The sequence below is a fragment of the Stenotrophomonas sp. STEN033 genome, from assembly GCF_056856655.1.
The window spans coordinates 65,798-86,546 of record NZ_JBXFWM010000011.1 but is presented as its reverse complement, the minus strand read 5'-3'; the positions used below and the strand labels follow the sequence as shown (position 1 = coordinate 86,546).

Genomic DNA, 20,749 nt, shown 5'->3' with positions numbered 1-20,749 from the left:
GTAATGCCTCTGCCGAGCATGGCTCGGCACTACATCTGGATTTCCTGGTAATGCCTCTGCCGAGCATGGCTCGGCACTACACCTGGTTTTCCTGGTAATGCCTCTGCCGAGCATGGCTCGGCACTACACCTGGTTTTCCTGGTAAGGCCTCTGCCGAGCATGGCTCGGCACTACAACTGGATTTCCTGGTAAGGCCTCTGCCGAGCATGGCTCGGCACTACATCTGGTTTTCCTGGCAAGGCCCCTGCCGAGCATGGCTCGGCACTACGGTGGATTTCTGGCCATGCATCTACCGGGCATGGCCCTGCACCACGCGATTACCGCTACCAGAAAGCACCCAAAACCCGGTCCAGTGCCAATAGGCCCGGTTGCTATTGTGCCGGGGGAACGACAAAGTTCGCCTTTCGCTGGTGTAAGGTCCCCGCCCTGATGATTCAACTTGACGCCGTACAGACGGTCGCCTTTGCCGGCCTGACCCTGTTCGCCGGCTACGCATTGTGCCGTGCCATCCCGTTCTTCCGCCGCTACAACCTGCCCGAACCGGTGGTCGGCGGCCTGCTGGTGGCCCTGGCCGTGTGGTGGGCACATGGCCAGCAGACCACCCTGTTCACGCTTGATACCACGCTCAAGACCCCACTGATGGTGGCGTTCTTCACCACCCTGGGCATCAACGCCAGCCTGCGCCTGCTGCGGGTCAGCGGCAAGCAGGTGATGCTGTTCCTGCTGATCGGCAGCATCTTCGCGGTGCTGCAGAACCTGATCGGCATCAGTGTCGCCAAGCTGTTCGGCCTGAATCCGATGTTCGGCGTATTGGCTGGTTCGGCCACGCTGACCGGCGGCCCGGCCACCGGCCTGGCCTTTGCCGGGCACTTCGAGCAGGCCGGCCTGGTCGGCGCAGAAAGCCTGGCGGTGACCGCCGCCATGGCCGGCATCATCTGCGGCGGCCTGGTCGGTGGCCCGGTGATCACCGTGCTGATGCAGCGCTTCAAGGTGCAGCACCCCAGCCAGAAGGCCACCGGTGCGCAGCTCGGCGAGGACGAAGCGGTGGTCGTGCGCTATCCCAGCGAATCGGCGCGCGAGTTCGATGCGTTGAAGAGCATCGTCGTGTTGCTGATGGCGATGTGGCTGGGCGTCTGGGTAGGCAAGGGTTTCGAAGGCATCGGCCTGACCCTGCCAACCTATATCGGCGCGATGCTGGTTGGCGCGGTGATCCGCAACATCGACGACTACACCGGCTGGATCAAGCTGTCGGTGCCGACCACCGACCTGATCGGCAACATCAGCCTGGCCTTGTTCCTGGCCATCGCGTTGATGGATCTGAAGCTTTGGGAATTGGCCGGCATGGGCTTGCCGCTGTTGGTCAACCTGATCATCCAGGTCTCGGTGGTGGCGCTGTTCGCGGTGCCGATCTACTGGCTGATGGGCCGCGATTACGACGCGGCGGTGATGGGTGGCGGCTTCATCGGCTTCATGCTCGGCACCACGGCCAACGCGATGGCAGTGATGCGGCGGCTGGCGCAGCGCTACGGGCCGGCGCCGCGCGCCTTCCTGGTGGCACCGTTGGTGGGCGCGTTCTTCATCGACTTCATCAATGCGCTGATCATCACCGGCTTCCTGAATTTCTGGCCGCACTAAGCCGTCGGTTCCGTGCGCCATACCCGGGCCTTGTGCACGGGTTGGCGCGACAATGGGCCCTTACCCGCCCCGTAACGCCGCTCTGCTGATGACATCCAACGCTGCGCCCGCGCTTTCTTCCCGCCATGACCTCGTCGTCATCGGCGCTGGTGTGGTGGGTCTGGCCACCGCCTATGCCGCAGCAAGACGCGGTTGCTCGGTACTGCTGCTGGATCGCAACGCCGGTCCGGCACTGGGCACCTCGTTCGCCAATGGTGCCCAGCTCAGCTACGCCTATACCGACGCGATGGCCGGCCCGGCAACCTGGGCGCAGCTGCCGGAAATGGCATTTGGCCGCAACGGACCTTTTCGCACACGCTGGTCAGCCGACCCGGACTTCCTGCGCTGGGGCCTGGCCTTCCTGCGCCAGGCCAATACGGCAGGCCTGCAGCGCAATACCCTGGCCACGCTGGAACTGGCACTGGAATCACGCCAGGCCATGCAGGCCCTGCTGCAGCAACACCCCATCGATTTCGACCATGAGGTCTCCGGCAAGCTGCACCTGTACCCGTCCCCCGAGGGCGTACAAGGCGCAGCGGCGATGATCGCGCTCAAACGTGGCCATGGTGTGCAGCAACGGCTGGTCAATGCAGCCGAAGCCACCGCCATCGAACCTGCACTGACTGGCGCGCAATGGCTGGCCGGTGGTGTCTACTCGCCGGATGAAGAAGCCGGCGACCCCTTCCGCTTCAGCCAGGGCCTGCTGCAGGTGTTGCAGCAGCAATACGGCATGCAGGCACTGTTCGGTTTCGATACGCAGTCGCTGCGTCGTGCGGATGGGCAGTGGCAGCTGCAGGCCCGCGATGGCCGTACGCTGCAGGCAGCACGCGTACTGGTCTGTGCTGGCATCGACAGCCCTGCCCTGCTCAAACCCTTGCGCCTGCGCATGCCAGTGATGGCGATCAAGGGCTATTCCTTCACCGCCCCCTTGGGCGCCAATGCACCCAGGGTCAGCATCACCGACACCAAGCGCAAACTGGTGTTCTGCCGCCTGGGCGAGCGCATCCGCGTTGCCGGCCTGGCCGACCTCAACGATTGGAATCCCGCGCCCGAACCGGCTCGGCTGGCAACGCTGATCGCGCAGGCACGCGCCTCGTTGCCCGAAGCCGCGGATTATGAGCACATCGAAAGCAGTTGGGCCGGGCTGCGTCCGGTCACGCCGTGGACTTCGCCGATCATCAAAAACCTCGACGACGGCCTGGCCTGCAATATCGGCCACGGCATGCTCGGTTGGACATTGGCGATGGGCAGTGGCGAACGGGCGGTGCAGCAGTTGCTGGGTACGCCCTGAACCAACTCAGGTTTCGCTGATCTGGTCCATGCGGATGAGGTTGGCGAACAGCGAGAACGCCAGTGCGCCGGCCAGGCCATTGGCGCGGTTGATCCACTGCGGCAACCAACGCGGCGGTGCCAGAACGCCGGCCTCGAACAACGGCGTCAGCGCCTGTGCGTCTTCCAGCGTCATCTTGCCGGCGAACAACCAGCGGCAGGTCTGCAGCTTTTCATCACGCAGCATCTGCCGGAAGAAGGTGTGCACCGAGACCAGGCCGCGCAGGTAGACGGTGTCCTTGGTGAAGGCGGCGCCGCCGCTGGTGGGAACGCCACGGAACACGCGCTGTGCGGAAGAAAAACTCTCCTCGGCAGTCTGCCCTGCTGCGCGGAAGTAGTTGAACACCTCGATGAAATCGGCCCCATCGCGCGCCATCGCAATCGCCTCGATGCGCAGGCTGATGCGCTTGAGCCGCTGGATGTCGATGCTGCCGGTGATCTGCTCGGCGAACGTTGCCAGGCCTTCCTGGGTAGCGGTGATACGCGGCGAGGACAGCGCAAGGCTGGGCAAGACCACCTGGTCGCGGCCGTTGAGCGCGGTCAGCGAATGTACCAGCGCTTCGTGGTGATAGAGCTGCGCACGGTCATAGGCGCTGAAGGTGGCGCGGGTGCGCAGGCGGATGCGGGTTGCCCCGGCGGCAGCCTTGGCAATCAACTCCGGATCCAGCTCCACGGTGATCATGCGCCCGGCGAAGAACTCATCCAGGTCGCTCTGCAGCATCAGTTGCAAGGCCGTGGCCGATACCGGCACCTGCTCTTCCGGTGCCAGCAACTCGTGGTCCAGTTCCTGCGCGATCTGGATGAAGTGCCCTGCCGCATCGCGGGTAGTCGGGCCATTGCCCGGCATCGGCTGCTCGGGCACGCCGAACAACTGGGTGGAATAATCGTCCACCGCGCGCGTGCCCAGGCCTTCCAACAGACTGGCGGCCAGATCCCAGCTGCGCGCAGAATCCTGGATGTAACTGCCCAGCGGATGGCTCGCGTCCACCGCATCCATTACCGCCGCCAGTTCGCGCCGGGTTTCGCTGAAGTCGAGCTTGGGGTAGTCCACCTGCGGCAGCATCGGGTTACCGCGCGCCACGCTCTCCAGAAACGGTGCCTGCGTATCCGCCGGCCAGCTGGTCAGGCTCAGCAGGCGGATGCCTTTCACCGCCGCCACCATGCGCGCGTCAAGCGCGGCGTGATGGCTGATGGCTGGATCGTTGTGGGTATCAACTGTGGTCATGCCTGCCTCGATCAAATCAGGTAATAACGCGCAGCCATCGCTCTTGCAGGAGCGGCGGGAGCCCAAGCAGCGGCGCAAGTCGCGAAGCCACGACCGCATTAGCACGCGAACAGCCTACCCCTCCCCAACCCGCCCGGCCCGAAGGCATAGCCTTCGGTGGTTCATCAGGCCGCGCGCCAGTGGCGCACAAGCGGGCCTTCTTCACCCCCCTTCGCTACGCAAAAGGGAGGGAGCCTAGGCAGCGGCGTAGGCCGCGAAGCCTCGACCGCATCAGCGCGCCCCCCCTTCACCGTGCAAAAGGGTGGCAGCCCAAGCAGCAAAGGCAAGCTTCAACGCCGTTTGCCCTTGTTGATCGGCCGCCATTGCGCACCGCGCCCACTGTGTTTGCGTTCGGTCGCCTGCTCTGCCTGACGCTGGGCCAGCTTGGCTGCGGCCTGCGCCACTTCCTCGCGCAGCTTGAGGTAGCTCTCCAGCCGGCTCTCGTCGATGTCGCCGCGCTCGATGGCTTCCTGCACCGCGCAACCCGGTTCGCTGTGGTGCGAGCAATCGCGGAACTTGCATTGCGTGGTCAGCTCTTCGATATCGGCAAAGCCGCCTTCAGCCAAGGTCTCCTCGCCGGTCGGCTTGAGCTCGCGCATGCCGGGCGTATCGATCAGGCAGGCACCGTAGGGCAGCGGCATCAGCGCTCGATGGGTGGTGGTATGGCGGCCGCGCGAATCATTGCTGCGCACTTCGTTGGTCTTCATCCGATTCTCGCCCAACAGCGTGTTGGTCAAGGTGGATTTGCCGGCGCCGGAGGAACCTACCAGGACCACGGTATTGCCCGGGCCCAACCACGGCAGCAGGGCGGAGACGCTCTCCGGGTCCTTGCCGTTGATCGCCAGCAGCGGAATCTGCTGCGCGGCCAGGTCTTCCAACACCGCCAGCGCGTCTTCGCTGTATTCAGTCTGGTCGGCCTTGGTCAGCACCACCACCGGAGAGGCACCACCGCCGCCAACCAGCAGCAGGTAGCGCTCGATGCGGCGCGGATTGAAGTCGGCGTCCAGGCCACAGACGATGAATACCGTATCGATATTGGCCGCGATCACCTGCTGGTGATAGTGCTCACCGGCCGCACCGCGCTTGATCGAGGTATGCCGTGGCAGCAGCGCGACGATGCGCTTGCCGTCCAGCAACACCCAATCACCTACCGCCGCGCGCTCATGGCTGGGAAAACGCGGGCGCTGCCATTCCGGCGGTGACTCGGTCTTGAGGCTGTTATCGGGCGCATCGGCGACCACGTAGCCGGAACGGTGCTGTTCGATCACCCGCCCCGGGCGGGCCTGCGGGTGGGTGGCAAAGGCCGCCTGCCATTGCGGGTCCTCGGGAGCACCGGGCCAGGGCCAGCCGATATGGCGCAGCGAATCGAAGTCGATGGAATCAGTCATTGGGGGATTCTACCGGGGTGGCGCTTGGCGCCGGGAATGGCGGTTCAGTTGCGCCTGGTGCTTGGGCCAAAGCCGGGGCCAGAGCCCCCCTCCCCAACCCTCCCCTTGCCTGCGGCAAAGGGAGGGAGCCAAGCCTTGCCCCCTCCCTTGCGCGTAGCGCGGGGAAGGTTGGGAAGGGGTGCCTTTGCCTTGCTTTTGCCTGTAACCAATCCGCATTCCCGAATCCCCAATCACGCCACCAAAGGCTCGCCCCGCAGCGCAACAATTCGGCTACCATGCAGAATCCACGCCCGTGATGGCCCTGAGAAAATGTCAAGCCCTGTCAAACCGCTAGCCACTCGTGAACGCCTGTCCGAAGTCCGCTACGAAATCCGTGGTGAACTGGCCCGACGAGCGCGGGAGCTGGAGGCCCAGGGCCGCAAGCTGATCAAGCTCAACATCGGCAATCCCGGCAATTTCGGCTTCCGCGCGCCTGCACACCTGCAGCACGCCATCGCCGATGACATGGGCCGTACCGATCCCTACACCCACCAGCAGGGCCTGCCGGTCGCACGTGAAGCCATCGCCGCCGCCTACGCCCGCCGTGGTGCGCCCGATGCCGTGGCCGACCGCGTGTTCCTCGGCAATGGCGTATCCGAGCTGATCGATCTGTCGCTGCGCGCCCTGCTCAATCCGGGCGACGAAGTGCTGGTGCCCTCGCCGGACTATCCGCTGTGGTCGGCCGCCACCATCCTCAACGATGGTCGACCGGTGTATTACCGCTGCCGCCCGGAGAACGGCTTCCTGCCCGATCCGGTGGAGATGGAAGCGCTGGTGTCCTCGCGCACCCGCGCCATCGTGTTGATCAACCCGAACAACCCAGCCGGCGCCAGCTACCCGCGCGAGCTGCTGGAGAAAATCGTCGCCATCGCCCGCAAGCACAACCTGCTGCTGCTGGTGGACGAGATCTACGACCAGATCCTGTACGACGGCGCGCAGTTCCAGCCGGTCGCACCGTTGGCCGGCGATCATCCCTGCCTGACCTTCAGCGGCCTGAGCAAGGTGCACCGCGCCTGCGGTTGGCGGGTGGGCTGGATGCTGCTGTCCGGTGCCGGCGAGCAACTGGGCGAATTCCGCGCCGCACTCGACCTGCTCAGCGCGCTGCGCCTGTGCGCCAACGTGCCCGGCCAGTACGCCATCGAAGCCGCGGTCAACGGCCCGGATACCATCTCCGAACTGTGCAGTCCCGGCGGCCGCCTGTATGAAACCCGCCGTGCGGTGATCGAGGCCTGTGAGGCCAGTGAGCACCTGTCGCTGGTCGCGCCGTCCGGCGCGCTGTATGCCTTCCCGGCCGTGATCGGCCCCGCGGCGCAAGGTTTTGATGACCACGACTTCGCGCTGCAGCTGATGGAAGAAGAAGGCGTGCTGGTGGTACCAGGTTCCAGCTTCAACGTGCCCTACCGCAACCACTTCCGCGTCACCCTGCTGCCCGAGGCCAGCGTGATGCGCGAGGTCTTCGGCCGCATCGACAAACTGCTCAGCCGTCGTGCCGAAGCTGTCACCAAGGTGGTACGGCTGAAACCACGCAGCGCGGTGGGTTGATTGGACTTGATGAGCGATAACGCAGCCACCTCCACGTCTTACCTGGCGCTGGGCGACTCCTACACCATCGGCGAAGGCGTGCCGCAGTCCGGCACCTGGCCCTTCCAGCTCGCCGCCGCGCTGCGCGCGCAGGGCATCGTGCTGGACGACCCGCAGGTCATCGCCACCACCGGCTGGACCACGGACGAGTTGGCCGCCGCCATCGACGCCGAAGCCCCGCAAGGGCCGTATGCACTGGTGAGCCTGCTGATCGGGGTCAACAACCAGTACCGCGGACGGCCGCTGGCCGAGTACCGGCAGCAGTTCGAACAACTGCTGCAGCGCGCGATCGCCCTGGCTGGCGAAGACCCGCGCCGGGTACTGGTGCTGTCCACGCCGGACTGGGGCTTTACCCCGTACGCGCTGCAGAACGGCCGCGATGCGGCCCAGGTCGCCCGCGAGATCGACGATTTCAACGCCGCCGCACACGCCTGCTGCGGGGATTATGGCGTCGCCTTCGTCGATATCACCCCGACCAGCCGCGACCGTGGTGACACCCCGGAGATGCTGGCCGATGATGGCCTGCACCCTTCAGCGGCCATGTACCAGCGCTGGATGGAAGCGGCCTTGCCTGTCGCTGTGGAACTGCTGCAGGCAGCCCCCGCCGCGTGACTGGGCACTCTGGCCAGCAAGCCTTTCCGGCCGAGGCCGCCAGGGCCATCGCCGGCGCATTTGCTCCAATACAGCCCTGGGGCAACCGCTGGGACTACTACTACACGCTGGGCAAACTGCGCAGCGACCCGCTCTACCCGGGCGTGCTCGAAGCACTACGTGGCAGCGCAGCCCCATTGCTGGACATGGGCTGCGGCCTGGGCCTGCTTGCCCACGCGCTGCGCCACGACGGCCAGCACATGCCGTACCGGGGCGTGGACAACGACGCCGCCAAGATCCAACGCGCCGACAAGGTGGCCAAACGCGCCAGCCTGACAGCCGGCACCTTCGAAGTCATGGACCTGGCCACCACCCTGCCTGTCCACCGCGGCAGCGTCGCCATTCTGGATGTACTCCAGTACCTGCCCGAGCAGGCCCAGCAAGCCCTGCTCCGCAATGTGGCGGCGATGCTGGAGGATGACGGAAGGCTGGTGATGCGCATGGCGCTGGCCGACCACACCCGCCGTGGCCGCATATCGCGCATTGGCGACCGCGCGGCCAACCTGATCGGCTGGATGCAGTTCAGGCCCCGCCACTATCCCGATGCCGACTCTTTGCGCGCATTGCTGCAACAATGCGGCCTGACCGTCAGCCTCACCCCGCTGTACGGCAACACCCCATTCAACAATTGGCTGCTGGTCGCCCGACGCGGTTGAGCCACGGTCAAGCCGTTTGCACCGATAATGGCGGCATTCCCTGCCGGCCCAACCGGGCCGGCGCAGCAACGAGATTCCCGTGAAGAAGACCTATAGCCTCGCCATCGAAGGCAAGCACCCCGACCGCCTGCTGGAAGCCAGCAAGCACGACATCCGCAAGTACACCAAGCGTGAGCGCGGCAAGACGCTGCCAGCCGGTGCAGATAGCTGGGGCTTTGACAGCAAGCTGGGCGTGGACGAAGCCTCTGCCGGGCCGGTGGGCTACGACGAGCTGTTCCGTGCCATTGATGCACTGGTGGCCGCTGGCAATACCCAGTTCTACGTGGAAGTGCTGAGCAAGCCGGTCAAGCGCAGCCCGCGCCCGGCGGCTGAAGCAGCTCCGGCCGCAGAGACCGATTTCGAAGATTGACCGCGCAGTGCCGAGCCACGCTCGGCAGAGGCCTTCCCGGCAAAGCCCAATGTAGTGCCGAGCCATGCTCGGCAGGAGCCTTCCCGGCAAAGCCCAATGTAGTGCCGAGCCATGCTCGGCAGGGGCCTTGCCGACGCGACCCCGGTTGAATCCAGGGCTTCGCGGCTTACGCCGCTTCTACGAAGGCTTTACCGGGAAGGCCCCTGCCGAGCATGGCTCGGCACTACAGTTGACGCCTTTCCTCCCGGGTGCTGTCAGGACCCGGATTTTTCCGCAGCCGCCCGCGCGCGGTCTTTCTTGCTTGGTCGGCGGCCCTTGATACCACCGTTGTCGTCGGCAACAACGCTTGCCGCAGGCGCTGCCTGCGTAGGCTCAAAACCCTCAAGCACCTCGGTCTTGCTCTGCAGCCCATGGCGTTTGCAGATCAACCGCCAATGCGCCATCGCCGCCGAATCGACGAAACTCAGCGCCAGCCCCTTCTCCCCTGCCCGTCCGGTGCGGCCGATACGGTGCAGGTAATCGGCTGGCGCACGCGGCAGGTCGTAGTTCACCACCACCGGCAAACGCGTGATATCGATACCGCGCGCGGCCAGGTCTGTAGCCACCAACACCCGCACCTCACCATCCTTGAAGTCCTGCAGCATGCGGAAGCGCCGCCCCTGCGAAAGCTCACCATGCAGCGCCTGCGTGTTGATGCCGGCCTTGCGCAGCTGTGCAGCCAGACGGTCACCGTCGCGGATGCTGCCGACAAAGACCAATACCTGTTGCCAGCGCGGATCTTCCAGCAAGGACAGCAACAACTCGGCACGTCGAGCGCTATCGACGTGGATGGCCAGCTGTTCGATCTCCGGCGCTGACTGCTGCCCGATTTCCAGCCGCTGCGGATCCTGCAGCCCCGCCGCAGCCAGGCTTTCGATATCCGCTGCGAACGTGGCCGAGAACAAGGCGGTCTGCCGCTTTACCGGCAATTCGGCCAGGATCTGCCGCAGCTCATCGCCGAAGCCCAGTTCCAGCAGACGGTCCGCCTCATCCAGTACCAGCAGCTGCACCTGCTTCAAGGACAGCGCGTTATGCGCCAGCAGATCCAACAGGCGCCCGGGGGTGGCCACGACGATGTCGGCACCACCGCGCAGCGACATCATCTGCGGATTGATCGACACGCCGCCCACCGCACAGACCAGGTGCGGCCGTCGCGGCAACTCGCGGCCCAGGGTGGCAAACACGTCGCTTACCTGCAGCGCCAGCTCGCGGGTCGGCACCAGGATCAACTGGGCCAGCACGCGCGGCTTGCGCGGCGTTGCCATGAAGAAACGCTGCAACGCCGGCAGCACGTAGGCGGCGGTCTTGCCTGAACCGGTCGGCGCCAGCGCCACCACATCGCGGCCCTTCAGCAGCAAGGGCACGGCCTGCTGCTGGATCGGCGTCGGCGCCAGGTAGCCGGCCTGCCGCAGGGCCTGCTGCAACGCTGGCAGCACATAGGGAGACAGGCCGAGTTGGGAGAAAGGCATGGTGCGGTTCCAGAACGCCGCCGGATGGCGGGAGGCGAGTCTACGCTGTTACCCGTGGCAGGCGGGCCACAAGGCCACGGGCCTGCAACTGCTGCAGCACGGCTTCGATGATGGCCAGGTTGTGGCCATGGGCGGCACCTTCATGCAGCAGGACGATGGCCCCAGGCCCGAGGTCCGGCGCAATCCGGGCGACAACGCCCTCCGGCGTGCAGTTGACCCCATCATATCCACGCGCACTCCAGCCTATCCGCGCCAGGCCGTGGCGCTTGAGCGCGGCCGCCACAAACGGGTTGGTCATGCCTACCACCGAGCGGTACCACCGCGGTGCTGCCCCGGCTATGGTGGTGAGCGCCTGCTGGCATTGGCCGATCTCAGCCGCCATCTGCACGGGGCCCAGCGCCCAGAAGCGCGCCTGCGGGTGCGAATAGCTGTGATTGCCGAGGTCATGCCCGCGCCGCAGCACCTCGTGCACCAGCTCCGGCCTGGCCAACGCACGCGCGCCCACCATGAAGAAGGTGGCCTTGGCGTCATGCCGGTCGAGCAGCTCCAGCACCGCCAGGGTCTCATCGGACGGGCCGTCATCGATGGTCAGCCACACGTCCCGGCCGGGCGCACGGCTGACGACCGGTGCATAGAAGCGGCTGTTGGGCAGGAAGATCGGCACGATGAACAGCGCGTGGCTGAGCAGCAGCAAGGGCAGGCCCCAGATCCAGCCCAACTGCCACCACAGCAGCGCAACCAGCAATTGCGAGACAAGCAGCCAGGGCAGCCAGCGCCAGGGGTGGACGGGAATGCGATGCAGGGTTTCCGGGGCAGTCATTCCCCATGATGCCATGCAGCGTAGAATCAGCTGGTCTACGACCACCTATACGAGTTCACGATGTCCCTGGACCCCGCCCTGCGTTCGCGCATTGAATCCATCCTCGGCGCCGACCGCGTCGTCCTGTTCATGAAGGGCCAGCCGACCATGCCGCAGTGCGGCTTCTCGGCCAAGGCTGTTGGCGCGCTGCAGGACCTGGGCGTGCAGTTCAACCACGTCAACGTGCTGGCCGACCAGGAGATCCGTGAAGGCATCAAGGCCTACGGCGACTGGCCGACCATTCCGCAGCTGTACGTGGACGGCGAGCTGATCGGCGGCAGCGACATCATCCTGCAGATGGCCAGCAGCGGTGAACTGAGCAGCCTGCTCGGCCTGGCCGCCCCGGACCGCACCCCGCCGTCGATCACCGTCACCCCGGCGGCGGTGGAAATGCTCAAGGGCGCACTGGCCGACGCCCCGGGCGCTGCGCTGCAGCTGAGCATCGATGCCAGCTTCCAGCCGAACTTCCAGCTGGCCCCGTTCGACGCCAACGCCATCGCCGCCGAATCCAACGGCCTGCGCGTGCAGTTCGATTCCGCCAGCGCGCGTCGCGCCGAAGGCATCACCATCGACTGGGTCGACGACATCCGCGGCCAGGGCCTGGCGATCAACAACCCGAACGCCCCCAAGCCGGTGCAGGACCTGGACGTGCGCAGCGCAGACGATCAGCTGCGTGCCGGCGCCATCACCGTGGTGGACGTGCGCCCGGCCGACGAACGCGCCATCGCCGCGATCAACGGCAAGTTCGAAACCTTCGACGGTGACAACCGCGCCAAGCTCGAGGCCCTGCCCAAGGACACCGCCCTGGCCTTCCTGTGCCACCGCGGCGGGCGCAGCGCGCAGGCGGCCGCGCAGTTCCTGGCACTGGGCTTCACCAATGTGTTCAACATCACCGGCGGCATCGATGCCTGGTCGGAGAACGTGGACAACAGCGTTCCGAAGTACTGATCGGAGCACGCCGCAGCAACAGGAAAAACGCCGGCATAGCCGGCGTTTTTCATGCCTGCACCATCCCCTGCATCGGCAGCTTGCAGCCTGCCTGGCGCATTGCAGGCGCAGGCCAGGCAGTCGCGCGGCAGGCTCGCCTTCGAACCACCCGGTGTGCCGGACGCAATGGATCAGAACTGGATCGACCAACGTGCGCTGAGCGATTGGTCACGACTGGCACTGCCGTGCTGACCGCCGTAGTCCAACTCCAGCCGCTGCCGCGGACTCAGCCAGGCCGACAGCCCCAGCTCGGACGCAACGGTGCTTGCGTCCAGCGCCGCGCCCGTCACGCTGAAACGTCCCGTCTCCGCCCAACCCAGTTCTGCCACCTGCACTCGATCCCCGCTCACCCGCCGATAACCCAGGCCACCACGCAGCTGTAAACCACTCTGCGCCTGTCCTGCCGCTTTCAAGCCATAGGCGAAGCGCAGCCCAGCGGTGCCCAGCGTGCTGCGGGTGTTCTTCACCCGTCCCTGCAACGCGGCGACACCACCGTGTTCGTGGATGCCGGCCACGTCCACGCCCACCCGCGCCACCTGCAGATAGGGTTCCAACGCACGCCCGGCATCGCCCAGGCGGTAGCCAAACTCGATGAATGCCTGCCGTGTCCGTGCGTCATTGCGCGCCGCCAGGCGATCACTGAATCCGGCAAAGCTGACGCTGCGCGTACTCTCCACGTCGTGCCTGCTCACCGCCAGGCCCGTGCCCAGGCCCAGCCCACCCCATGTTCTGCCGGCATAGATGCCGGCGTGGCGGTTATCGATCTTCGCCTTGCTGGCGCGGCCTTGCGCCTGCTTGACGTCGCTATGCCCATTGCCCAGCAGTGCCCCCACCCTCCAGGCAGCAAGGTCGTGCTCCAGGCCCACCAGCACGCCATTGCTGTTGGCATCGGTACGTGCGGCGTTGAGACCGCCGTGCAGGGCACTGCTGCCGCCCAACACCTGCACCCAGGCCGCACTGCCGGCATCGCTGGCGTCAACCAGCGGCTGCGCCGCGCCCCTGCGCAATGCCGCATCGCGCAGATAGCGGCTGCTTTCCAACAAGGCGATCGGGGTGGCTGCGTACAGTTCACCCCCCAGTGCCTCCAGCGCGGCCCCCAACTGGGCGGGAAACAATTGCGTCAGTGGCTTTGGCAGCCCCTGTTCAATGGCGGCTGCATCAGCGAGCGCGGCCACCTGCAACTGGTTGGCCGTCACCGCTGCACTGACCAGGCTGGCGCCCCGTGCCACCTCGAGACGGGCGCCATCACTGGCATAGACCAGTGAAAACTGCAGGAAAGGCGAAAACGCACTGAAGTCCGTGCGCGCGAAACGTCCGATGACGCCGGCATCGGCATGCAGGAAGTTGAATTCCTCACCAAGGTAGTAAGTCCCGGGTTCGGGCAACGCAACCAAGGTGCCATCCAGGCGCGCCGTGCCGGTGACATGCAGCAGATCGCTGCGGCTACCGGGCGCGAGCTCGGCCAGCAACGACGCCGTCGCCGTCTGCTCGTAGTTGCCGTTGACGGTCAGCGTGCCGATGGAATTGCCCGGTGCGATCACACCTTCGACCCGGGTATCGCCCAGCTCACCGGTACCGGACAGTGCACCCTCGACGCCCACCTGCGTACTGCCGCCACGTTGCACGCCGTTGAATGACACAACGCCTCCCAGGACCGCCAGGTCAGCCCCCAGCAGCTGCGCCTTGCTGCTGATCCAGCTGCTGCCGCCCAGGTTGTGGAGTGCGGTCTCCTGCAGGATTCCATTCAGACGGAGCTGGCCACCCTCCACCGTCACCGCATCCGTGAGGCGGTTCAGTCCATCCAGCTCCAATACACCGGCACGCACCACCGCGCCGTTGAAGCTGTTGTCACCACTCAGACGCAGCCAGCCAAGGCCGGATTTGCCGAGCTTGCCAGGCCCACCAATGTCGTTGCGCCAGTCATCCCAGGCGTCGCCCTCCCAGACCTTGGTGCCTCCCGCCTTCTGGTCCATCACGATGTTGGTATCCACCCGCAACTGCCCATAGCCGTCAACCGCCTTGGCCAGATTGACCAGGCCCCAACCATAGACTTCGTCCACGCCCGGTGCCCCCAGATCGGTGGCCGTGGTCAACAGCACGTCGCGCACCTGTGCGCTGTCCAGGTAAGGAAAGCGTTCGAACAGCAGGCCCAATGCACCGGTAACGTGAGGGGCCGCCATCGAGGTGCCGCTCATCGCCGCATAGTCATGGCTGGGGACCCTGTCCAACACGTCCAGCACTGCGTTGCCAGCCGCATCGATCAATAGATCCGCCTGCAACTCCGAATCCGGCCCGTATACGGTGGACACGATGTTGCTGCCTGGCGCGGCAAGGCACCAGTTGGCGGCGTAGCCGCAGCGATGCGATAGATTGTTCAGTTGCAGGTTCTGGTCAACATTCACCACCGCCAGCCAGTACGGCTCGACATCGTCGAACGCACGCGGCAGGCCAGCATGCACATCCGGCAAGGGTGCCTGCTCGGGACTTGCGTTGTAAGCACCGGAGTTACCTGCTGCCCACACCTGGATGAGACCCGTGCCGCGCGAGCCCTGCGCGAATCCGTCCAGATAATCGCGATACGCCGGATCGCCGAAGATTCCATCGACTTCCTGCAGGCTCTCCGCCTCGTGACTGAACCCCCAACTGTGGTTTAGCGCACGTGCGCCCTGCGCCTCCAGTTGGGCATAGAGCTGATCGAATACATCCGGGCCTGGCCCGATCCCCGCCACCGTGATGCCGGTCAAGTTGCTGGCCGGATCCACCGTGATCATCGCCACACTGCCGAAGAACAGGCGCGCCACCGACAGGTCCGATGCGAACGCCACGCCGTGCATGCCCTTGCCATCGCGGTTGGCGGCAATGGTGCCTGCCACGTGCGTACCGTGGGTAACGAACTGCGGCCCTTCGAACAAGCCGTTCTGATGCAGGAACTCCAGCTGCGCCGGCGTGAATGCCGGATCGAGCAACAGATAGTCGATTGCAACCTGGTCGCCCTCACTACTGAAGCAGGCCGAGGGCCCAGACAACACTGTCGTGTTGCTGCACAGACTGCCATCGGCCAGCACGTCGGCCAGGTGCAGGCTGCGATTGTCCTTGCCGGCAAACTCGTCATGGTCCAGGCCGCTGCCGCTGTCAAACACGCCCAGACGCACGCCTTTGCCGGTCAGGCCACGTGCATAGGCGGCATCGGTGTTGATTGCCTGCAAGCCCCAATCGGCATTGAACTCATCGTTGCGCCACTGGGTGACATCGCTCGCATCCGCAGCAGATGCAGCAGGTACGCGGGCGGGCGCGTTGGATTCGTGTGCAGCCGCAGGCCCCTCCACAAAGGTGGATTGCACGGCACGCTGCCAGAGGTGCTGCTGCAGCGTGTCCGTTGACGACTGCGCGGCCGCGGGGGCGCTGACCACCGGGGTGGCGGCAATGGCCTTGGCCAGGAGATGCGGTACAAGCTGCCGTGCATGTGCCGCGTTGCTTCGCGTGATGGACATGATTCACTTCCTTGAGAGGACACAGCCGAGCCGGCGGAAACCACACGCGTGCTGCGTGCGCATCCGGATCGGACGTTCATCCTAGTCACGGAAAATGACTGCACATCGGCATCATGCGCGCTCAGCGCATGATGCTTTTTCATATGAGAAAGTCAGTGACGCTTGCAGTCACACGGCAAGTCAACGTCACAGGTCACGCGGCCGGCATTGCAGCTCCCCACGTCTGCGGCCAACACACCGCAAGCTGTCGAAACGCTCAACCGGCAAACCCGCCCTCGGCGAGGAAATGCAGTTCCTCGGCGGTCGGGATGCGGCCGAGCACTGCGTTGCGGTGCGGGAAACGGCCGAAGCGGCGGATCACATCGCGGTGCACTTCCGCATACTTCAGGTACTCCAGATCACCGAGCACCTCGAACATCGCCACCGCCCGCTCCTGGTCCTGCGGGTCCTCGGAATGCTCGAACGGCAGATAGATGAAGGCACGCAGTTTGAGCGGCAGCTCACGGTCCAGGCCTTCCTCGATGGTGCGCATGGCGTAATGCCGGGCCAACCCATCGGTAGCATAGGAATGCGCGGTACCGCGGAAGCAGTTGCGCGGAAACTGGTCCAGCAGGATCTGCAGCGCGAGCGCGCCTTCGGCGTTTTCCAGCCAATCCTCGCAGGCGCGTCGGGCCGCTTGATAGTGCAGGTCGAGGAATCGCTCCCGGAACTGCGCATCAAACGCCTCGTTACGCTCAAACCAACGCTGCGGACCTGCCGCGCGCCAGAATTCAACCACCGAACTTGCCGTTTCCATTACTGACCCCTGGCTCACCACCTACCGTCAGGCGGTGACACTCCCCACCCATGCCGTCGCACCCGGGGAGCTCGCCGCAGTTGCTGGGGTGTAGCTTAATGGCCAGCCCCGCGCGAGGAAATGAGGAAATGGTGAAAAAAGATGCCATTTATTGCGAAGATGGCCGCAGAAACCATCTCTGCCTGCCGGAAATTGCGATAGGGTTCTGATCTTTCGAAACTGTTACGACCAGGGGGACACAAGCACATGCGTATTGGAATCGTGGTCGACTCGGCCTGTGACCTGCCCGCAGGTTACTTGCAGCGCAACAATATCGTGTTGCTCCCCATCACCGTACGCATCGGCGATACCCTGCTTCCCGACCACCGGGATGAGGAATCCACCTTGGCGTTCCTGCAAGGGCCGCTGAGTGAGCGCAGCGCCGAAGCCGAGACCATCCCCTACAGCGCCGAACAGATCCGCGAGCTGTTCCTGAGCCGCCTGGTCACCGATTTCGACCAGGTGTTCTGCATGACCATCACCCGTACCCGCAGTCCGCTCCATGACAACGCGGTGCAGGCCGGCTACAGCATCCTCAACGAGTACAAGCCGATCCGCCAGGCCGCCGGCTACAACTCGCCGTTCAGCCTGCGCGTCATCGACACCCAGAACCTGTTCGCCGCCCAGGCCGTGAGCGCGGTGGAAGCGGTGCGCCTGCGCGACAGTGGCGCTACCGTGCCGCAGATGCGCGAACGGCTGGAGCTGGTCGCCAGCAACGTGCACGGCTATATGGTCACCCGCGACCTGTACTACCTGCGTGCCCGCGCCCGCCACAAGGGCGACCGCAGTGTTGGCCTGCTGAGCGTCGCGCTCGGCAGCGCGCTGGACATCAAGCCGATCCTGCACGGCTACCGCGGCAACACCGAACCGGTCGCCAAGATCAAGGGCTTCGACGGCGCGGTGCAGGCGTTGTTCGATTTCGTCGGCAAACGTGTGGCGCATGGCCTGATGACCCCGGTGGTATGCATCAGCTACGGTGGCCCCCTGGACGAGCTGCGTGCGCTGCCCGGCTACCGGCAGCTGCGCGACAACTGCGACCAGCACGGCGTGACGCTGCTGGAAGCGGTGATGAGCCTGACCGGCATGGTCAATGTCGGCAAGGGCGCGGTCACCATCGGCTTCGCCGATGAACCCCATACCTTCGGCAACTGAGACTTGCACGCGATCTGTACACCATCGCCACGGCAGGCGCGCTAGTCTGACACTTCATCAAGGAGGTCCCCATGTCCGTGCACTACTCCATTTCGCTGCCCGACCCGGCCAAGGCGCGTGGCGCCGACCCACGCCTGTCGTTCACCGCCAGCGGTGCCGAAGCCTTTGCCGAGCAGTTGCAGGCAGCCCTGCGCACGCCAGAGCTGTTCGAGCGCTGGAAGGCTACCCAGGACGAACCCGATGACGTCGACCCGGGCCTGGGCGCCACCGATCCGCAGGCCACGGTGACCGGCCAGCAGGCCGACCTGCGCATCAACCTGGTCGCCAGCACCACCTTGTCCGGTGATCTGTTCAAGCAGCGCATGCGCTGGCTGGCCGGCAACCACTGGGAACTGCGCGATGTCCGCTGAGCCGTGAGTACCCCGGTTCTGCTTTCCTGGAGCGGCGGCAAGGATGCCGCCTGGGCACTGCATGCCCTGCATCAGCGCGATGACGTACAGGTGGTGGCACTGCTTACCACCCTGACCGAAGGCCATGCGCGCTCATCCATGCAGGGCGTGCGCCATGCCGTGCTGCAGGCCCAGGCCGAGGCGGCCGGCTTGCCGTTGCTGGAGGCCTGGATCCCCCAGGACTGCGACAACGCGCTGTACATGGCCGCGATGCGCGATGCCCTGCAGCGGGCCCAACAACGCTGGCCCGGCATTGCCAGCATTGCCTTCGGCGACCTGCTGCTGGCCGATATCCGCCAATGGCGCGAACAGCAGTACGCCGCGCTTGGTTGGCAGACCCTGTTCCCCCTGTTCGGCCGCGATACCGCAACGTTGGCCCGACAGATGGTCGATGCAGGACTGCAGGCACAGCTGTGCTGCGTGGACAGCCAGCAACTGGATGCAGGTTTCGCCGGCCATGCCTTTGACCACGGCCTGCTGGACGCCCTACCCGCCGATGTCGACCCTTGCGGCGAGAACGGCGAATTCCACACCTGCGTCAGCGCCGGGCCGATGTTCCGTACCCCGTTGCGTCTGCAGCAAGGCCAGACCGTGCTGCGCGAGAATCGCTACGCCTATACCGATTTCATCACCCCGGCAGTGGCGGCGTAAGCCGCAGGGCCAGCGCAGCCTCAACCGCGGGCAGGTGCTGCGTATGCAGAGACCACGCTGCCGCGATGCCTCGCTGCTTACGCCGCACCTATCGGAGGCGGTATATGGGCCGGTTGCGGCGTCTGCACGATTCCCATGCAAACGCGATTGCGGCCAGCATGCTTGGCCGCATACAACGCAGTATCGGCCTCGGCCAGCAGCTGCCGCATGTCCCGCATGCTGGACGGCTGCACGAAGGCCACCCCGATGCTGATGCTGACCGGCCCCTCCGGCAGTGCCAAACCGGCCACCGCCAATCGCAGGGTTTCGGCAAGGGCCGCTACATCGCCCAGCGCAGCCTCGGGCACGATCACCGCGAACTCCTCGCCGCCATAGCGCGCCAGGCAATCACCCGCGCGCCGTACATTCGCCTGCAGGCGGGCCGCCACGGCCTGCAGGCAGCGGTCACCGGCGGGGTGGCCATGGGCATCGTTGAACGCCTTGAAATGGTCGATATCCACCAGCAACAGACCCAGTCCACCGCCACTGCGGCACGCCCGGCTCCACTCGCTCTGCAACACCGCATCGAACTGCCGGCGGTTGGCCACGCCGGTCAGCCCGTCCTGCCTTGCCAACTGGTCCAAGGCCGCCTGGCGCTCCAGCAGACCGATCTGCAACAGCATGCTGCGCAGACCAAACCCCAGCGTGGCCACCACGAAGCCGGCCACTGCCAGCGCGCGGGCATGGTCGACCACCAGGGTGCCAATCACCAGCAGCAACAAGGGCAGGATCATCGGCCCGCCCGCCTGCACAAGGCGGGACAAGCGAGGGCTGGGCGCAAAGCTCGAAACGCGCACGGGCTTCACCGCCAACCAGCCCAGTATCAGAAAGGGCAGATCGATCAGCAGGTCGTTGTATGCGCCGAACGAATCTTCCGAAGAAAAATGATTGATGTAGCCCGCCGCCAGCAGGTAGCCCACGGCATACAAGGCCAAAGCCCGGAACAGGCCGCGCCACTCCGTCGTGTCCGCGGCCAGCCACCGCACGATGGCAAAGCCGGCGATGCACAGGTTCTGGATATCGAACATGTAGCGCATGTTGTCCAGCGCGGCATCGTCGACATCGACACGGTCGGCAAAGAATCCGGTATGCACGAAAAACAATACGCCCAGCAATCCCGCCATGATCGCGTCGATCAGACTGATGCTTGGGCGCTCGGAGCGCGCGCGGGCAAGAACGAACACCAATGGCACGGCATACAGCACGTACAACAACATGCTGGCACGCGGCGTGAGGTCTGTGCGGCCCGCTGCCAGCGCATCGACCAGGTTCAAGGCCATGCCGCCCGCCCACAGCAGCATCGCCACTGCGATCGCGCACCACCCCAAGGCGGCGGCATCCCGCCGGGCACGCCACAGGCAGCAGCCGGCGGCCAGCAACGGCGCCGCGATCAAAAAGCCGAAAGAGCCCGTGCCGGCGGTACCTGCCCCTGCAGCGAGTACCAGTCCATGACAGACCACGAACAGCAGGAACAGCAGCAGCGGCATGCATCCCCCGTCGAACAGGTCATTGCCTGCACGATAACCCGGCCACGACGCCGGCAACGTGACCCAGACCCCGCCACGGCATCACCGCCCCAAGCCTACGCAACCCGTCCGTAGTGCCGAGCCATGCTCGGCAGGGGCCTTACCAGCCCCTTCGCTGTGCGAAAGGAAGGGAGCACGCCGTAGTGCCGAGCCATGCTCGGCAGGGCCTTACCAGCCCCTTCGCTGCGCGAAAGGAAGGGAGCACGCCGTAGTGCCGAGCCATGCTCGGCAGCGGCGTTACCGGCAGAACCTCAGCCGAGC

17 protein-coding genes are annotated in these 20,749 nt (G+C 65.5%); 10 read left to right on the top strand and 7 right to left on the bottom strand.

Features of this window, described 5'->3' with window-relative positions; genetic code table 11:
• Positions 1 to 429: 429 nt before the first annotated feature.
• Together gltS and AC1VXC_RS06165 are read left to right on the top strand one after the other, a co-directional pair.
• A complete protein-coding gene (gene gltS / locus AC1VXC_RS06170) occupies positions 430 to 1,635 on the top strand; it encodes a sodium/glutamate symporter (protein WP_313173104.1) in 1,206 nt (401 codons plus the stop codon).
• An 88-nt stretch (positions 1,636 to 1,723) separates the two neighbouring features.
• Complete coding sequence (locus AC1VXC_RS06165; RefSeq protein WP_481539902.1) at positions 1,724 to 2,965, top strand: FAD-dependent oxidoreductase; 1,242 nt, start codon at positions 1,724 to 1,726, stop codon at positions 2,963 to 2,965.
• Between the two features lie 6 nt (positions 2,966 to 2,971).
• Here AC1VXC_RS06165 and AC1VXC_RS06160 read toward each other — a convergent pair whose 3' ends face one another.
• Both AC1VXC_RS06160 and rsgA read right to left on the bottom strand, forming a co-directional pair.
• Entirely contained in the window at positions 2,972 to 4,228 is a 1,257-nt protein-coding gene (locus AC1VXC_RS06160; protein ID WP_481539903.1) for a flavohemoglobin expression-modulating QEGLA motif protein, read from the bottom strand.
• Between the two features lie 329 nt (positions 4,229 to 4,557).
• Entirely contained in the window at positions 4,558 to 5,655 is a 1,098-nt protein-coding gene (gene rsgA, locus AC1VXC_RS06155) for a ribosome small subunit-dependent GTPase A (RefSeq protein ID WP_481539904.1), read from the bottom strand.
• Between the two features lie 309 nt (positions 5,656 to 5,964).
• Here rsgA and AC1VXC_RS06150 point away from each other — a divergent pair, with 309 nt between their 5' ends.
• From AC1VXC_RS06150 to AC1VXC_RS06135, 4 genes are all read left to right on the top strand, one after another.
• The gene (locus tag AC1VXC_RS06150; protein WP_481539905.1) at positions 5,965 to 7,236 is read left to right on the top strand and encodes a pyridoxal phosphate-dependent aminotransferase; all 1,272 of its coding nucleotides are present in this window, start codon (positions 5,965 to 5,967) and stop codon (positions 7,234 to 7,236) included.
• Positions 7,237 to 7,245: 9 nt separating this feature from the next.
• Positions 7,246 to 7,887, top strand: a complete 642-nt coding sequence (locus AC1VXC_RS06145; RefSeq protein WP_313173099.1) for an SGNH/GDSL hydrolase family protein — start codon at positions 7,246 to 7,248, stop codon at positions 7,885 to 7,887.
• Positions 7,884 to 8,582: a class I SAM-dependent methyltransferase gene (locus AC1VXC_RS06140; RefSeq protein ID WP_313173098.1), complete on the top strand. Its 699-nt coding sequence runs from the start codon at positions 7,884 to 7,886 to the stop codon at positions 8,580 to 8,582. Before AC1VXC_RS06145 ends, AC1VXC_RS06140 begins: the two co-directional genes overlap by 4 nt.
• Positions 8,583 to 8,661: 79 nt before the next feature.
• Complete coding sequence (locus AC1VXC_RS06135; RefSeq protein WP_313173097.1) at positions 8,662 to 8,991, top strand: DUF6172 family protein; 330 nt, start codon at positions 8,662 to 8,664, stop codon at positions 8,989 to 8,991.
• Between the two features lie 254 nt (positions 8,992 to 9,245).
• Here the strand turns inward: AC1VXC_RS06135 and AC1VXC_RS06130 are convergent, their stop codons facing one another.
• Positions 9,246 to 10,499 carry a DEAD/DEAH box helicase gene (locus AC1VXC_RS06130; protein ID WP_481538506.1) on the bottom strand — a complete coding sequence of 418 codons (1,254 nt, stop codon included), beginning with the start codon at positions 10,497 to 10,499 and terminating at the stop codon, positions 9,246 to 9,248.
• 40 nt (positions 10,500 to 10,539) lie between these two features.
• Positions 10,540 to 11,319: a polysaccharide deacetylase family protein gene (locus tag AC1VXC_RS06125; protein WP_481538505.1), complete on the bottom strand. Its 780-nt coding sequence runs from the start codon at positions 11,317 to 11,319 to the stop codon at positions 10,540 to 10,542.
• Positions 11,320 to 11,379: 60 nt separating this feature from the next.
• Between AC1VXC_RS06125 and grxD the strand changes: the two genes are divergently transcribed.
• On the top strand, positions 11,380 to 12,306 hold the full coding sequence (grxD, locus tag AC1VXC_RS06120) for a Grx4 family monothiol glutaredoxin (protein ID WP_313173094.1): 927 nt from the start codon (positions 11,380 to 11,382) through the stop codon (positions 12,304 to 12,306).
• A gap of 170 nt (positions 12,307 to 12,476) precedes the next feature.
• On the opposite strand, the gene AC1VXC_RS06115 is transcribed toward grxD, so the two are convergent.
• Complete coding sequence (locus tag AC1VXC_RS06115) at positions 12,477 to 15,836, bottom strand: autotransporter domain-containing protein (RefSeq protein ID WP_481538504.1); 3,360 nt, start codon at positions 15,834 to 15,836, stop codon at positions 12,477 to 12,479.
• 256 nt (positions 15,837 to 16,092) lie between these two features.
• Positions 16,093 to 16,632, bottom strand: a complete 540-nt coding sequence (locus tag AC1VXC_RS06110; protein ID WP_313173092.1) for a DUF924 family protein — start codon at positions 16,630 to 16,632, stop codon at positions 16,093 to 16,095.
• 246 nt (positions 16,633 to 16,878) lie between these two features.
• Between AC1VXC_RS06110 and AC1VXC_RS06105 the strand changes: the two genes are divergently transcribed.
• From AC1VXC_RS06105 to AC1VXC_RS06095, 3 genes are all read left to right on the top strand, one after another.
• Entirely contained in the window at positions 16,879 to 17,823 is a 945-nt protein-coding gene (locus AC1VXC_RS06105; RefSeq protein WP_481538503.1) for a DegV family protein, read from the top strand.
• A 71-nt stretch (positions 17,824 to 17,894) separates the two neighbouring features.
• On the top strand, positions 17,895 to 18,233 hold the full coding sequence (locus AC1VXC_RS06100) for a hypothetical protein (protein WP_313173090.1): 339 nt from the start codon (positions 17,895 to 17,897) through the stop codon (positions 18,231 to 18,233).
• A gap of 3 nt (positions 18,234 to 18,236) precedes the next feature.
• Positions 18,237 to 18,923 carry a Dph6-related ATP pyrophosphatase gene (locus AC1VXC_RS06095; RefSeq protein ID WP_313173089.1) on the top strand — a complete coding sequence of 229 codons (687 nt, stop codon included), beginning with the start codon at positions 18,237 to 18,239 and terminating at the stop codon, positions 18,921 to 18,923.
• A 77-nt stretch (positions 18,924 to 19,000) separates the two neighbouring features.
• Here AC1VXC_RS06095 and AC1VXC_RS06090 read toward each other — a convergent pair whose 3' ends face one another.
• On the bottom strand, positions 19,001 to 20,449 hold the full coding sequence (locus tag AC1VXC_RS06090; protein ID WP_481538502.1) for a GGDEF domain-containing protein: 1,449 nt from the start codon (positions 20,447 to 20,449) through the stop codon (positions 19,001 to 19,003).
• Positions 20,450 to 20,749 lie beyond the last annotated feature (300 nt).